Consider the following 14,616-nt stretch of genomic DNA (forward strand, 5'->3'; position numbering starts at 1 on the left):
ATATCGATTAAATAGAAAAAAAGGGCCCGCATGGCCCTTTTTTTATTCGCATTCTTCAGCTGGACGGGGCCCAGCATCTAAACCTTCAGAACTTACAGTAAGTACTGGTTTGATTGACGCATCTGAACTCACGCAGATTTGACATGAAAGTCTAACGTTGCCTGATAAGCCTTTTGTTTCAATAATGTTCGCTTCTTTTTCTCCAATAGGGCCTAAATCTCCGGATAATACTTCTACACGGCAAGAAGTACATTTTGCTTTTCCTCCACAGCGGTGAAGAATATCAATACCATTGTCTTCTAAAGCCAAAACAAGTTTTTTTCCATCTTCAATGTTATAAATTCCATAGCCTTGCACGTCAATTTTTGCCATTAAGCTGCCTCCTCAAGAATATCTTTCCATTTCTATTATACGATAACCTAGAATCAAGTAAAGTAAACTAAACCAATCAAAGTTATCATATAAAAACTAATCGCATCACATACTTATTTCATATACAATAGAGAGTGGAGACAATTTTTACATATGGAGGGTTAAATCAACATGCTAGAAAAGGTTACGTATAAAAGTGATATCGAGATTGCCCAATCTGCTAAAATGCTGCGCATTGAAGAAATTGTAGGACAACTGGGAATTGATGAGGATGATTGGGAACCTTACGGAAGATACAAAGGAAAACTTTCACTAGATCTATTTCAGAAGCTTCAAAATGTTGAAGATGGAAAAGTAGTCTTAGTTACAGCAATAAGTCCTACACCTGCAGGAGAAGGTAAATCTACTGTCACTGTCGGACTTGGACAAGCACTTAATCGCGTTGGAAAGAAAACGATTATCGCTTTACGCGAACCTTCACTAGGTCCTAGCATGGGTATTAAAGGTGGTGCAGCAGGAGGCGGTTACTCTCAAGTAATGCCTATGGAAGATATCAACCTTCATTTCACTGGAGACCTTCATGCCATAACTACTGCTAATAATGCACTTGCGGCACTTATTGATAATCATATCCATCAAGGTAATGAATTAAATATAGACCCTCGCCGTATTGTATGGAAACGCGCTTTGGATATGAACGATCGCGCTTTAAGAAAGATTGTTATCGGTTTAGGCGGACCTGTTCAAGGTGTTCCCCGTGAAGACGGCTTTGACATTACAGTAGCTTCAGAAATCATGGCCATTTTTTGTTTGGCTAATAACCTTGAAGATTTAAAGCTCAGACTATCAAGAATGGTAGTAGCTTTCGATTATGGAAATGAGCCTGTAACAGCTGGGGACTTGAATGCACATGGTGCGCTTACGCTTCTGTTAAAAGATGCGATCCGTCCTAATATTGTCCAAACACTCGAAAATACACCTGCACTTGTTCATGGCGGTCCTTTTGCAAATATCGCGCATGGATGCAACAGTGTAATTGCAACTAAACTGGCATCCAAACTAGGTGATATGGTTGTTACCGAAGCAGGATTCGGAGCAGATTTAGGTGCTGAAAAGTTTTTAGATATAAAAGCAAGATATGCTGGCATTAATCCTAGTGCTGTAGTTATCGTTGCAACGGTTAGAGCACTAAAGATGCATGGCGGACTAGCAAAGGAATATTTGAAAACTCCAGATGTTGCTGCGCTAGAAAAGGGAATGCCGAATCTTGAAAAACATCTTGAAACATTAAAACAATTTGGGGTTCCGGTTGTTGTAGCCATCAATAAGTTTGTTACAGATACAGAAGAAGAGATTGCTTTTATTAAAGATTGGTGCAGCAAAAAAGGTGTCGCTTCAGAAGAAGCTGATGTATGGGCTAAAGGCGGAGAAGGCGGAGAAGAATTAGCAAAAAGAGTTCTAGAGACAATCGAAAATGAAAAAAATGAATACAGACCATTATATGACCTGGATTTATCTATTTCGGAAAAAATCGAAACGATATGTAAAAATGTTTATGGTGCAGGTGAGGTTCAATTTTCACCTAAGGCTTTTAAACAAATGAAACAATATAGTGATTTCGGCTGGGACAAACTTCCTATCTGCATGGCAAAAACACAATATTCCTTCTCTGATGACCCTAAAAAACTTGGCCGCCCCGAAAACTTTACAATAACGATCAGAGAACTAAAACCATCTATTGGGGCTGGATTCATTGTGGCGTTAACAGGTGATGTAATGACAATGCCTGGACTGCCAAAAGTTCCTGCTGCTAATAATATGGATGTTACAGAAGACGGTAAAGCTGTAGGTCTATTCTAAAAAATATTGTGTATACGGATTATTTTAAACTGCTATACTTTTTGCTGGAGGGAAACATATGAAACCATTACAATTATCTGCTGAAACTGCGGTTAAATTAGCAAAAGAGTTAAATGTACCGTTAGAGCAATTAATGCATATGCCTCAGCACATACTAGTAAAAAAACTTATGGAGCTTGAGGCAGCAAAAGATAATAAAGATGAATAAATAAGATCAAGAAGGCGAAAACCTACTATGTAGGTTTTTCTTTTTTTCTTTAGCGCTCTTTTCTAAAAAATTGTTGCAACTGACAGATTTTCGAAATTCTTCATTGAATAGTTAATTGGAGCGAAAGGACGAGACTCCAGCAGGATGAGTGGGACAGGTGAGACCACTCAATGTCGCTGGGCGACGAGGGACTCACCGCACACCCTGCGGAAAGCGAGTCCTGTAGTGGAAATTAACCTCTTACAAAAGCAACAAAGTTTACGAAAACAGCCTTCTTAATTGATCAACAGAAAAGGAATGAAACGATGGAAACAAAAAAACCTGGATTAGTATATACACTGAAAGTACTCAGAGATTCAGATTTGGGATATGTTTTAGATCTAGAAGACGGAAAAGAAGTGCTTTTACATAAAGCAGAAGCAAAAGGAAAATATGAAGAAGGTGGAAGTGTAGAAGTTTTTCTCTATCAGGACCATGAAGGAAGACTAGCAGCTACTGAAACCATTCCTAAAGTAAGACTTGATTCTTTGGCTTGGCTGGAAGTAGCTGGGGTAAATCATAAGCTTGGTGTATTTTTGCATATTGGCATCAAAAAAGATCTTCTTCTGTCAAAAGATGATCTTCCAGAATCGTGGGATGAGTGGCCGCATATTGGAGATAAAGTGTATTCTGGTATGAAGCTTGATAAAAAGGGACGTTTGTTTGCTGACTTAGCTACAGAAGAAGAGATGGTTGAACAAGCAGAATCAGCAACTGAAGCAGCTTTTAATCAGCAAACATCAGGACATGTTTATAAAATCAACGAATCTGGTGTATTGGTGTTTACTGAAGAACAGCATATTGGTTTTATTCATAATGATGAATTAAAAGTAAAACCGCGTCTAGGGCAAAAATTGGGTGCAAGGGTTGCATTTGTCCGAGAAGATGGAAGAATTAATTTGTCCATGAAAGCTAGAAAAGAAGTAGCTTACAGTGAAGATGCAGAGCGTATTTATCAATACTTGCGGGAGAATAAAGGGCAGATGCCTCTAACTGATAAATCATCACCAGATGAAATAAAAGCAACGTTCCAGATGAGCAAAGCAGCTTTCAAACGTGCACTTGGCAAGCTTATGAAAGAAGAGAAAATCATTCAGGAAAACGGAAAAACATATCTTCAAATTTAGTAATAAAGGAACCTGCTCATAGGTTCCTTTTTTTGTTGCTACTAGACACTTAATGGAAGGGCTATATAAAAGTGTGGATTTGAACACAGGCTCAATGGGTAAAATAAATGATGATTGAAAGGTGGTATATCATTGAAAAGAAATCTAGGTTTTTGGGTATTAACAGCCCTTGTAGTCGGAAATATGGTAGGGTCAGGAATCTTCATGCTGCCAAGATCGCTAGCAGAAGTGGCTAGTCCTGCTGGTGTGATTTCAGCATGGGTAATTACAGGTTTTGGTGTATTAATGACGGCTCTGGTTTTTGGGAATTTATCTCTTAGAAAACCTGAATTAAATGGCGGTCCGCAAAACTATGCAAAGGCATTGTTCGAAGAAAACAAAAGATCTTCCTTATTGAGCGGATACCTTGTCAGTTGGGGTTACTGGGTTGCTAACTGGTCAGGGAACGTTGCTATCATAACAACATTTGCTAGTTATTTATCTACATTCTTTCCTGTAATGACAAGTTCAAATGCCTTATTTAAGATTATGGGAACAACGATAACCACAGGGGGAGTTATAACATTTATCGTATGTACAATTCTTCTGTGGGGCGTGCACTTCTTAATTTTAAATGGGATAGAAGGCGCTGGCAAAGTTAACTTTATAGCTACTGCTGCAAAAGTATTAGGATTCTTATTATTCATTTTTGCTTGTATGTATGCATTTCAGAGCAGTAACATTGTTCCTTTCTACGAACCAGTTGAAGGAGAGGGCGGAGTAGCTAATGGATTTCTAAGCCAGATTAATAATGCAGCAATTGCAACTCTATGGGCTTTTGTTGGTGTAGAATCAGCTGTTGTATTCTCGACACGTGCTAAGAAAAAGAGTGATGTTAAAAAAGCAACTATTTTGGGGCTTTTAATAGCTCTAGCACTTTATTTAAGCATCACTCTCTTAGTTATGGGGACTCTTCCTCAAAATGAGTTGGTCTCTTCCCAAAAGCCGCTAGTCGATGCTCTAATGGTTGCAATTGGTCCATCAGGAAGTATGATTATGGCATTGCTCGGAGTCATTTCATTATTAGGTGCTACGATTGGCTGGGTTCTGCTTTCAGCTGAAGTCCCTTTTCAGGCAGCACAGCAAAGGATGTTTATACCTGTATTTCTAAAGGAAAATAAAAAAGGGGCTCCCGTTTTTTCTTTATGGGTCACTAACTTATGTACACAGCTCTTTTTATTTTCAGTCGTTTCACAATCCATGGCGCAGGCATTTGACTTTATGATATTTATAGCTACACTTGCGTTTTTAGTTCCTTATATAGTCGCATCCCTTTATCAACTAAAACTTGTAATAAAAGGGGAGACTTATGTAGATGCCGGAAATAAAAGAACGACGGATGGTATTATCGCAGCATTAGCAGCGATTTATTCAATTTGGGTTATTTACGCAGGAACAGCAGATATCAAAACATTCCTCTTTGGTATTGCATTGCTTGCATCTGGAATATTATTTTATCCGCTCGTTCCCAAAAATGCGGATACAAGTGAAAAACCGGCTGATTGACAGCCGGTTTTTTCCTTATGCACCTTTACGCAGACCTGAACCTGTGTTTGCTTTTACAAGAATTTCATTAAACTTGTCAGCATCAGATGGCTTAGATAACATTGTTCCTATGAAAGCACCTAAGAAGCCTAGAGGAATAGAAACAATACCAGGGTTAGCAAGAGGGAAAATAGCTTCTCCCGTTAGAATGGCTGCTCCCTCTACTGGAGACCAGACACTTGGTGACAGGGCTACAAGGATAAGAGAACTTAATAATCCCACGAGCATACCAGTAACAGCACCACCTGTGTTAAAGCGTTTCCAAAAAATCGTTAATAAAATAATCGGAAGGTTTGCACTAGCTGCAACTGCAAATGCAAGTGCTACTAAAAATGCTACATTCAATTTTTGTGCGAATAAAGCCAAAATAATGGATAAAATCGCAACACCGACAGATGCCCATTTTGCTGCTTTCATCTGTTCCTTTTCAGTAGCTTTTCCTTTTCGAACAATGTGTGTATAAAAGTCATGAGCAAATGCTGAAGCTGCTGATAAAACTAGACCGGCAACTACAGCTAAAATAGTAGCGAAAGCAACAGCTGAAACAAATGCAAATAAGAATTCTCCGCCTAATACTTGTGCTAAAAGGGGGGCAGCCATGTTTCCTGCCGCATTTGCTGCTACTATGTTGTCCTGACCAACAAATGCTGCAGCACCGAATCCTAAGAAGATCGTCATGATATAAAAAGCACCTATAAGCCAAGTTGCATAAACTACAGATTTTCTTGCAGTCGGTGCATCTTTAACAGTGAAGAACCTAATTAATATGTGCGGAAGTCCAGCTGTTCCTAACACAAGAGCTAAATTCAACGAAATCGTATCAAGCGGGTCTTTAAACTTATTGCCGGGATTTAAGAAAGATTCTCCTAATGGAGTAGATTCCTTAACTTGTGCAAACATTTCTGTAAAACTAAATCCAAACTTCGCAAAAACCATAACTGAAATAATAAATGTCCCAATCATTAAAAGAACTGCTTTTACAATCTGTACCCAAGATGTGGCTGTCATACCTCCAAATACAACATAGACTGTCATCAAGACCCCTACGATCAGTACAGAATATACATAATCAATTCCGAGGAGAAGTTTTATAAGGGCGCCCGCCCCAACAAGCTGAGCGACCATATAGAACGTTGAGATTGCCATAGTATTTAATGCTGCGACACCGCGCACTTTTTTGTCATTGAATCGTGCAGCAATCATATCTGCCATCGTATATTTCCCTAAATTTCGAAGAGGTTCCGCGACTAGATATAAAACAACTAGATAAGCAACTAAAAACCCGATGCTATAGAAGAAACCATCAAATCCTGCTAGGGCGATTGAACCCGCTATTCCTAAAAACGATGCAGCGGACATGTAATCTCCAGCAATGGCAAGTCCATTCTGCATTCCAGTAAGCCCGCCATCAGCTGTATAGAAATCACTCGTTGTTTTCGTCCTTTTGGAAGCAAAATATGTAATGACTAAAGTTAGGGCTACAATCGCTAGGAATAAAGTGAATGCTGTACCATTCATGAAGAGACCTCCTTGTCCATTTCAGATACAACTTTTTCTGCAAGTTCATCAAATCGTTTTGCTTTTTTTGTATAGATCATGCAAAGTGCCCATGTCATAATAAATTGTGCAAAAGCAAATATCCATGCCCAAGAAATATCGCCGATTACCTTGTTATTTAATACATCTGAATAAGCTGTTAAGACCGGAAGACTAAAATAAAACAGTAAAAAAAATAAAGTCATCGGTAAAATAAAACGCTTTTTTTCTTCCATCAGCTGCTTAAAGTAAGTGGAACGAACAATTTCGCTATACCTTGGTTCTTCATAGTTTTTCTGTTTTTTAGGTAACACTGAACTTCCTCCTTTAATTGTGTTGTATAATTCTTTCAGTAAACCTCCTTTACGGAATTATTTTTATTTTCAGATAATAAAGCTTTTCTTATTATAAACGGAAAACCTGTACCAATTCAAATTAATCAGCTTAATGTTTAGAAGGAATATATGCGGTAGTTTGCGTATTATTAAGTAAGGGCAAAAACAGAGAAGAGGTGCAAACATCATGAGTGTTGTCTTAGTTAAACTAGGGATATCCGCTTTTTTTGGATTAATAATTGGTATTGAACGCGAATTAAAAAACAAACCAGTGGGGCTTAAAACAAGTCTTGTCATCTCGATCAGCAGTTGTTTGCTCACAATTGTAAGCATTGAATCAGCTGAACAATACTCTACCGTATCAGGACAAACCGTTATGGACCCCATGCGTCTAGCCGCTCAAATCGTAAGTGGGATAGGTTTTCTTGGAGCAGGAGTAATATTAAGAAGAAGCAATGATGTCATTTCAGGGCTTACAACAGCTGCAATGATTTGGGGAGCTTCTGGTTTAGGAATTGCAGCTGGGGCAGGTTTTTACAAAGAAGCTGCAGCTGGAGCTTTGTTAATTTTAATCAGCGTAGAATTGATACCTTTGATTATGAAATGGATAGGACCAAAGGCATTAAGGCAGATTGATGTAAAGTTAAAATTAATCGTAGAACCCGAAACAAACATGAGTGATGTAATGAAACAAATTAATGAGCTTAACGTTCGTATTGTAAACGTTAGAATTAAAGATCTCGAGAATGATAATCGGAAAATGGAGATGGCTGCTTCCATTTATGAAAAAAGGTATACCACTGATCTGTATGATGATGTAAAAAAAATTAAAGGAATACGAAGCGTTGAAATTGAGACACTTGATTAAATAGGAGGAAAAGATGAAAGCTTTAGTAGTTATTGATTACACAAATGATTTTGTCGCTGATGAAGGGAAGCTGACTTGCGGGAAACCAGGTCAGGCAATAGAAGAGAGAATTGCAGCTATTACTGACGAATTTATTAAAAATGAGGATTATGTTGTTTTTGCTGTGGATGTTCATGACGAAAATGATCCCTATCATCCAGAGAGCAAACTGTTTCCTCCACACAATATCAGGAATACAGAAGGCAGAGAATTGTTCGGGAAACTTAAAGAAGTATACGTTGAGAACATGGCTAGGCCAGAAAAGAATATTTTATGGATCGATAAAACACGTTATAGTGCTTTTGCGGGTACAGACCTGGAGATTAAATTAAAGGAGAGAAATATTCAAGAAGTACATCTGACAGGAGTATGTACTGACATTTGTGTATTACATACTGCTGTAGATGCTTACAATAAAGGCTTTAATATTGTCATACACGAGGATGCTGTGCAAAGTTTTAGCCAGCCAGGTCACGAATGGGCGCTTTCCCATTTTAAAAATACACTTGGTGCAGAAGTTGTCACCAAGAACAGCAGTCTCGTTTAAAAATAGGGGGGATGACTCAAAAAGTATAAAATTTTTTGAGGTCATGCCTCTTTTTATTAGGCTAAATAAAATCCTCTTTCGCAATCATTGTTGCTCTTGGAAGTAGTTGATTTCCGTTCCAGGATGCTCGCTTCCCGCGGGGCGTGCGGTGAGCCACCTTGGCGCTTTGCACCTACAGTGTCTCACCTGTCCCGCTGGTCCCGCAGGACAAGGAAGGCTTCGGCAGAGTTACATCGCACGAAGAAAATGCGATTTTCATTTTCGAGGAGTCTCGCACCTTGCACTCCAATCAACTTGTCAATGAAGAAATGAGTCAAAAGCAACAATCTTTTAGAATCGGGGCTGCCAAAAGTAAGTTTACTTTACTTTTGGGACAGCCCCCTTACTTTTTACTAATAACGCTTTAATGAAGCATCAGCAGCATTTTCTTTGTAATACCGGACAAGTACCGGCACATATTCTTCAAAAGGCGGACATGCTATTCCAGTACCTTCTAGATCCTGGACTAGTTGAGAAGTATCATACTCTGCTTCATGTGAAAAGTAAGAAAGTGTTTCTCGGGGTACACCAAGCCATTTTGAAATAAAAGAAATGGATAACATTCGATCCGCAATTGATCGAGGCAAATGCCAGCTTGGTTTCTTATCAATAAGCTCTCTGCATATTAAAGTATAAGCATCATGGATATTGGGCGATGATGGACTTAATAAATGATAAGTTTTTGATTCACCCCGTTTATCGTGCATCAGGAATATAGAAGCATTAACAATAAAGTCAACCGGTACAAGGTGAATTTTAGAAGTAGTACGGCCGATATAAGGGATTGGCAGAGCAGATAGTCTTCTTAAAAATCGCATCATAAAATAAGGACCATCAAATTTTATTGTTACGCCAGTTTTGGAATCACCTACTATGATTCCAGGTCTTATTATGGTAATTGGCAGTTCATCAATATACATCCTTACCATTCGTTCTGCCTCATATTTGGTTTGTTCATAATAGTTCCGAAAGCCAGCAGGTTCTGACAAACAGGACTCTACAATTTTTCCTTTTTCATTTCCTGATACATATGCAGTGCTGAAATAACAAAAACGTTTAATATTCTTACAGCCTTTTACAAATTTTATTACATGTTCAGTACCAAGGACATTACAAGAATAAGAAGGAGAAAAAGCTGCTGTTAAATCGTAAAGAGCAGCAAGATGTATACAATGTGTTATTTTTTCAGCTATTTCTCTTCTCAAATAATCAGGCAGACCAAGTCCTTCTTTTGTTATATCACCCTCTAAAAGAACGGTGTTTTTATCGCAGTCTTTAAGTTTTTGTTCAGCAATTTTTCTTTCTTGTTTTAAAGTAAGTAAATAAAATTGTGACGAAGGATATTTGTGACGAAGTGCTTCTAATAGTTTTGTAGCTATAAAACCTGGAAATCCAGTGATAAAATAAGTATGTTCCAAAATTAGCACCAGCCTGTCTTAATAGTTTTCGGAAAACTTGTTGAAAAGAGAAAGGATCATTAGTATGAATGGAAAAAAAGTTATAGTAGCAGGATCAAGCGGTCTTGTTGGCAAAGAAGTTGTAAAACAGCTAATCTCTGATCCGTCTTGTAGTGAAATTATCCTGCTTGTTAGAAATAACTCAGAGATTAAACATCCAAAAATTAAAGAGATTTTTTTTGACTTTACAAGTTATGAATATGAGATTGAAAACTTAGAAGCAGATAGTTTGATTATTTGTATTGGTACCACCATGAAAAATGCACAAACAAAAGAAGGATTTAAAGAGGTTGACCTCATCATCCCTGTCAAACTTGCAAAGCTAGCGATTAAGTTAAACGTTCAAAATGTCGCAATCATTTCTGCAATGGGTGCAGATTCCAAATCTTCGTTCTTTTACAATCGAGTAAAAGGGGAGATGGAAACACAATTGATCTCCTTAAATATTAAAAACCTTACTATAGTCCGACCTTCCTTATTAATAGGTGAACGTAACGAATTCCGTTTCGGAGAAAGAATGGCAGAAAAGGTTTATACAGCACTTCCTTTTATTTTTCCGAAAAAATATAAACCAATCGATGCTGGCAGTGTTGCCAGAGCAATGATTAAAGCTAGCTTTGCTTTTTCAGATAAACAAGTGAACATAATAGAAAACTCGGCCATCCATCAGTTAAGCCGAAACAGTTAAAAAAATAGCTTATTTAAGCTATAATAACATTGTATGTAAATGATTCATTTTCAGGAGGAATACTTATGAATGCCTATGAAGAATATATGAAACAAATGGCTCAGCCCATGAGAGATGAATTGACTCGTGCTGGTTTTGAAGAATTAAAGACACCAGAAGAAGTAAATTATTTTATGCAAGAAACTGAAGGTACTGCACTTGTAGTAATAAACTCCGTATGTGGATGCGCAGCTGGCCTTGCTCGTCCAGTAGCAGTAGCATCATTGAACCACTCAGTAAAACCTGAACAGTTTGTTACGGTATTTGCAGGTCAGGATAAAGAAGCAACTGCACAGATCAGAGAATTCTTTGGTGATATCCCGCCTTCTTCTCCTTCTATGGCTCTTTTAAAAGATGGAAAAGTGGTACATTTTATCCACAGACATAACATTGAAAATCATTCACCAGAAGAAATCCTTGAAAATTTACTGGGGGCTTATGACAGTCACTGTTAAACATTGGTAATTTTTATTTTTATAATAACACAGGGCCTTTACAAGATAAATGTAAAAAAGAGAGAAGCGAATTCGCTTCTCTCTTTTCTGTAGTAAAAATAATTACATATTAATGGGATGATGAAGATTCATCACAATGATCGTCTTTACAGTCTTTACCATGGAATGCTGTAGCACCGATAATGATTAATAGAATGAACAGAACAACAATAATTAAGAACCCGCATCCATAACCATGACCATAGCCACCGCCGTATCCACCGTGAATAGGCATGTTAGCTACTGGCTTCATGCCAATATTCATATTGTCACCATAAGGCATATTCATTTTCTTATTTTCCATTTCAGTCCCTCCAAAATTTAAGTCTAGGTCAACGTCACATTACACAATATGACCGGACTACCTAAGCCGACACGGACAAATGCGGAGTTTTTAGTGAAATCGCCTGTACTTTTTTAGGAGAAGAGCCTATTTTTTAAAAAGAATAAGAAAAAACCGTTCTTATTTTTAAGAACGGTCGTTAAATCCATTTTACTTTTGGTTCAGTTTTCTTTACTATCCGTACAATGTTCTGCCTATGTCTGTACAATAAAAAGAGGGTAAACCCGATCAGGATATAAGTAGTAATGTTATCAGCAAGTAAAAGACTTAAGATTACTGAACCCACACCAGCCATGATCGATGAGAGAGATACATATTTACTTATGTATAAAGATAAAAAGAAAGTAAGCAAGACCAATAGAAATAATAATGGCTCTGCAAACAATAGAACTCCGCCAGATGTTGCTACAGCTTTTCCACCCTTGAATTTTGCGAATACTGGATAACAATGTCCAATGACGGCGGGAATTCCTGCAACCAATGGATGAAGGTCTGCATTTAGTATTACGGGCAAGCTGGCAGCGAGTGTTCCTTTTAATACATCTGCTGCAGAAACGATGAATCCTGCTTTTTTGCCTAAAATTCGAAATGTATTAGTACCGCCTAAATTACCGCTCCCATGCTGGCGAATATCAATTCCATAACCAAATTTTCCTACTAAAAGCGCAAAGGGGATAGAGCCTAGCAAATAGGAAAGAAGTATAATAATAACTGTCTCGATCATATAAACACCCCTAATATAAAACTAGCTAATTCTTATTATAGGACATAATGTTTTAATTTCCCACTATTGTTTAATGAAAAAAGCACCCTTATTAAAGAGTGCTTCGCTGTTTATTTCGTTTTGAGAAAGGCATCCACCAGTTCCAGTGTCCAAGAAGTTTCATAAGGGAAGGAACAAAAATCATTCTTACAATGGTTGCATCGATAAAGATAGCTAATGCAATGGCAATTCCTATCTGTTTAACTGGCATTACATCTGTAAATGCGAAGGATCCAGTAATAACGATCATTATCGCTGCTGCAGATGTAATAATCTTTGAAGTTGAAGTTAGACCAAGCAGCGTTGCTTGATCATTGTCACCCGTTTCTTCATACATCTCTTGAATTCTAGAGATCAAGAACACTTCGTAGTCCATACTTAATCCAAAAACGATGCCAAAAGTAAAGACCGGAATCATCAATCCAATTTCCACCGGCTCCATAATTGTTCCGCTTTGAAAAATCCAAACGAGTATACCGAAAGTAGCAGCTAAACTCAGCATGTTCATGAGGATTGCTTTAAGCGGAATAAAGATTGACCTAAAGGCAACCATCAGGATAAAAAGAGTTGCTGCAAGTACAACAGCTAGTCCATATGGTGCTTTTTCAATAATCTCGTCGAAGATTTCTTGATTAAACTTAGTTGCCCCGCCAATCGTTAAGGAAAGACCTTCATGTTTCTTTTCCCATTCTTTCACAAACTGTTTCGCATCGCTTCCATTAACATCTACAGATAGATATGCGCGAATAACCGCTGTATGGTCATTTACGAAAGGTTCCAGAGCAGGGGATTGCTGTTGTTTACCTTGTTCTGTCTGAAGTAATTGGAATAGTTCAGTGCTGCTTAACTGATTTGTATAATCGAAAATTGATTCTGTTTTTGCGATTTCTTTTTCTTCTTGCAGGTCTTTTACTAACTGTTCTAAAGACTGCAAGGCAGTTATATCCTGTAAGTATGATTTTTCTGACTCTGCAACAATGAGAACAGGGTACAACTCATCTTCTCCAAAAGTTTTTTCAAACTTTTCAAATGCGATTCTTGATTCATAATCAGGAGGTAAAGCTTCTGCTTCTGGGATTGAAAGCTTCATATCCTTAACAGGTGTTACTGAGAAGATGAGCAAAACAGCTGCAAACAATGCCATTATTACTGGCCGTTTCATCACAAATGATGCAAATGAATGCCAGATAGATCGTTCTTTTTCTTTTGTTTTGAGTATTTTTAGCGCATTAACTCGTTTACCAAGTACCGCAAGCATCGCTGGCAGGAATGTTATAGCATTCAATACAGATAACACGACAACGACCATTCCGCCAATAGCTACTGTTTTAAAAATATCGATATCAATAAGGAGCATTCCTGATAGTCCTAAAAAGACACATAAACCAGAAAAAGCAATTGATCTCCCCGCAGTTTGCACAGATATGATTGTAGCTTTTTCAATACCTTGATGAAGTTCTTCCCGAAACCGGTTAACGAGAAGAAGCGCAAAATCAATTCCTAATGCCAGTCCGATCATAGGAACAACATTTAATAGAAATATACTTACGTTCGCTTCTAGTCCGTAAAAGTATAATAATCCAAGGGAACTCGCTACACTAATCAATCCAACAATTATAGGCAGACCTGCAGCTACAAGACCTCCAAACGCAAGCAACAGAATAATTAGAGCTGCGGGAATACCAATTGCTTCTGCTCGCGCTAAATCCTGCTGGCTGGCTGTATTCATATCCTCAGCAATAACTGGGCCGCCAGTTAAAGAGACAGAAATATCACCGTCTTTCGGTAATCTGTCTCTAATTTGATCGATAGATTTCTTTAAATCATTAAAGCTTTTATCAAATCGAATAGAGGCAAATGAAACATTTTCTTTTATCATTTTGTCAGGAGCATCATAAGGACTTTGAACACCCACCGCATCTTCAACATCCTTTACTGATGCAAGTGTCTTATTTACAAATTGTTTATAAGCATCATCTTGTGTTTCGTATTTTTTTGAATCAAAGACTAGCATTACAGAAGACTTAGGCTGGTTAAACTTATCTTGGAGAATATTTTCAACCTTTGAAAATGAGCCAACCATCTCAAACCCGCTGCCGCTCAATATGGAAGGCAATTTTATCGCAAAGAAGCCTAATAGAATGGTAGTCAAGATCCAAAATGCTATAATAGCAATACGGAATCGGTATGTAATTCTTCCTAATCTCAGGAAGGGGGAGCTTTTTTTCATTATGGGGCCTCCTTGCATATATCTTCCCATATTTTAGGTTTGTTCCAA

At 37.8% G+C, this 14,616-nt stretch carries 14 protein-coding genes and 1 pseudogene; 8 read left to right on the forward strand and 7 right to left on the reverse strand.

Annotated features, from left to right (window positions below; all coding sequences use genetic code 11):
* Window positions 1-42 precede the first annotated feature (42 nt).
* A complete protein-coding gene (locus ABE41_RS10750) occupies window positions 43-372 on the reverse strand; it encodes a 2Fe-2S iron-sulfur cluster-binding protein (protein WP_066289920.1) in 330 nt (109 codons plus the stop codon).
* Between the two features lie 171 nt (window positions 373-543).
* On the opposite strand from ABE41_RS10750, the gene ABE41_RS10755 reads away from it, so the two are divergent.
* The 4 genes from ABE41_RS10755 (at window position 544) to ABE41_RS10770 (ending at window position 5,151) form a co-directional block, all read left to right on the forward strand.
* On the forward strand, window positions 544-2,232 hold the full coding sequence (locus ABE41_RS10755) for a formate--tetrahydrofolate ligase (RefSeq protein ID WP_066289922.1): 1,689 nt from the start codon (window positions 544-546) through the stop codon (window positions 2,230-2,232).
* Window positions 2,233-2,290: 58 nt separating this feature from the next.
* Complete coding sequence (locus tag ABE41_RS10760) at window positions 2,291-2,440, forward strand: YycC family protein (RefSeq protein ID WP_066289923.1); 150 nt, start codon at window positions 2,291-2,293, stop codon at window positions 2,438-2,440.
* A gap of 305 nt (window positions 2,441-2,745) precedes the next feature.
* Entirely contained in the window at window positions 2,746-3,606 is an 861-nt protein-coding gene (locus tag ABE41_RS10765; protein WP_066289925.1) for a CvfB family protein, read from the forward strand.
* Window positions 3,607-3,732: 126 nt separating this feature from the next.
* Entirely contained in the window at window positions 3,733-5,151 is a 1,419-nt protein-coding gene (locus ABE41_RS10770; RefSeq protein ID WP_083207946.1) for an amino acid permease, read from the forward strand.
* A gap of 15 nt (window positions 5,152-5,166) precedes the next feature.
* Here ABE41_RS10770 and ABE41_RS10775 read toward each other — a convergent pair whose 3' ends face one another.
* Window positions 5,167-6,708, reverse strand: coding sequence for a solute symporter family protein (locus ABE41_RS10775; protein WP_066289930.1), 1,542 nt, complete (start codon window positions 6,706-6,708; stop codon window positions 5,167-5,169).
* Window positions 6,705-7,040: a DUF485 domain-containing protein gene (locus ABE41_RS10780; protein ID WP_066289933.1), complete on the reverse strand. Its 336-nt coding sequence runs from the start codon at window positions 7,038-7,040 to the stop codon at window positions 6,705-6,707. Before ABE41_RS10780 ends, ABE41_RS10775 begins: the two co-directional genes overlap by 4 nt.
* A 208-nt stretch (window positions 7,041-7,248) precedes the next feature.
* On the opposite strand from ABE41_RS10780, the gene ABE41_RS10785 reads away from it, so the two are divergent.
* Window positions 7,249-7,929 (forward strand): MgtC/SapB family protein, encoded by a 681-nt coding sequence (locus ABE41_RS10785; protein WP_066289936.1) that lies wholly within the window; start codon window positions 7,249-7,251, stop codon window positions 7,927-7,929.
* Between the two features lie 13 nt (window positions 7,930-7,942).
* Window positions 7,943-8,515, forward strand: a complete 573-nt coding sequence (locus tag ABE41_RS10790) for a cysteine hydrolase family protein (protein WP_066289938.1) — start codon at window positions 7,943-7,945, stop codon at window positions 8,513-8,515.
* 392 nt (window positions 8,516-8,907) lie between these two features.
* Here ABE41_RS10790 and ABE41_RS10795 read toward each other — a convergent pair whose 3' ends face one another.
* The gene (locus tag ABE41_RS10795; protein WP_066289940.1) at window positions 8,908-9,972 is read right to left on the reverse strand and encodes an SDR family oxidoreductase; all 1,065 of its coding nucleotides are present in this window, start codon (window positions 9,970-9,972) and stop codon (window positions 8,908-8,910) included.
* A 64-nt stretch (window positions 9,973-10,036) separates the two neighbouring features.
* Here ABE41_RS10795 and ABE41_RS10800 point away from each other — a divergent pair, with 64 nt between their 5' ends.
* Window positions 10,037-10,699, forward strand: a complete 663-nt coding sequence (locus ABE41_RS10800; RefSeq protein WP_066289943.1) for an oxidoreductase — start codon at window positions 10,037-10,039, stop codon at window positions 10,697-10,699.
* Window positions 10,700-10,764: 65 nt separating this feature from the next.
* Complete coding sequence (locus ABE41_RS10805) at window positions 10,765-11,193, forward strand: BrxA/BrxB family bacilliredoxin (RefSeq protein ID WP_066289948.1); 429 nt, start codon at window positions 10,765-10,767, stop codon at window positions 11,191-11,193.
* 163 nt (window positions 11,194-11,356) lie between these two features.
* Here ABE41_RS10805 and ABE41_RS21395 read toward each other — a convergent pair.
* The 3 genes and pseudogenes from ABE41_RS21395 to ABE41_RS10820 form a co-directional block, all read right to left on the reverse strand.
* Window positions 11,357-11,485: pseudogene (locus tag ABE41_RS21395) on the reverse strand (YjcZ family sporulation protein); the annotation flags it as partial.
* A 229-nt stretch (window positions 11,486-11,714) separates the two neighbouring features.
* A complete protein-coding gene (plsY, locus tag ABE41_RS10815; RefSeq protein ID WP_066289951.1) occupies window positions 11,715-12,299 on the reverse strand; it encodes a glycerol-3-phosphate 1-O-acyltransferase PlsY in 585 nt (194 codons plus the stop codon).
* Between the two features lie 91 nt (window positions 12,300-12,390).
* Complete coding sequence (locus tag ABE41_RS10820) at window positions 12,391-14,568, reverse strand: MMPL family transporter (RefSeq protein ID WP_066289954.1); 2,178 nt, start codon at window positions 14,566-14,568, stop codon at window positions 12,391-12,393.
* Window positions 14,569-14,616 lie beyond the last annotated feature (48 nt).

It is taken from the genome of Fictibacillus arsenicus (assembly GCF_001642935.1).
In the GTDB taxonomy this organism is placed as follows: Bacteria; Bacillota; Bacilli; order Bacillales; family Fictibacillaceae; genus Fictibacillus; species Fictibacillus arsenicus_B.

Bases quoted from the DNA above. Each gene is read 5' to 3' on its own strand.
- ABE41_RS10790 (WP_066289938.1), top strand. From the start codon at position 7,943: ATGAAAGCTTTAGTAGTTATTGATTACACAAATGATTTTGTCGCTGAT.
- ABE41_RS10760 (WP_066289923.1), top strand. From the start codon at position 2,291: ATGAAACCATTACAATTATCTGCTGAAACTGCGGTTAAATTAGCAAAA.
- ABE41_RS10750 (WP_066289920.1), bottom strand. From the start codon at position 372: ATGGCAAAAATTGACGTGCAAGGCTATGGAATTTATAACATTGAAGAT.
- ABE41_RS10765 (WP_066289925.1), top strand. From the start codon at position 2,746: ATGGAAACAAAAAAACCTGGATTAGTATATACACTGAAAGTACTCAGA.
- ABE41_RS10820 (WP_066289954.1), bottom strand. From the start codon at position 14,568: ATGAAAAAAAGCTCCCCCTTCCTGAGATTAGGAAGAATTACATACCGA.
- ABE41_RS10805 (WP_066289948.1), top strand. From the start codon at position 10,765: ATGAATGCCTATGAAGAATATATGAAACAAATGGCTCAGCCCATGAGA.
- plsY (WP_066289951.1), bottom strand. From the start codon at position 12,299: ATGATCGAGACAGTTATTATTATACTTCTTTCCTATTTGCTAGGCTCT.
- ABE41_RS10775 (WP_066289930.1), bottom strand. From the start codon at position 6,708: ATGAATGGTACAGCATTCACTTTATTCCTAGCGATTGTAGCCCTAACT.
- ABE41_RS10785 (WP_066289936.1), top strand. From the start codon at position 7,249: ATGAGTGTTGTCTTAGTTAAACTAGGGATATCCGCTTTTTTTGGATTA.
- ABE41_RS10755 (WP_066289922.1), top strand. From the start codon at position 544: ATGCTAGAAAAGGTTACGTATAAAAGTGATATCGAGATTGCCCAATCT.
- ABE41_RS10800 (WP_066289943.1), top strand. From the start codon at position 10,037: ATGAATGGAAAAAAAGTTATAGTAGCAGGATCAAGCGGTCTTGTTGGC.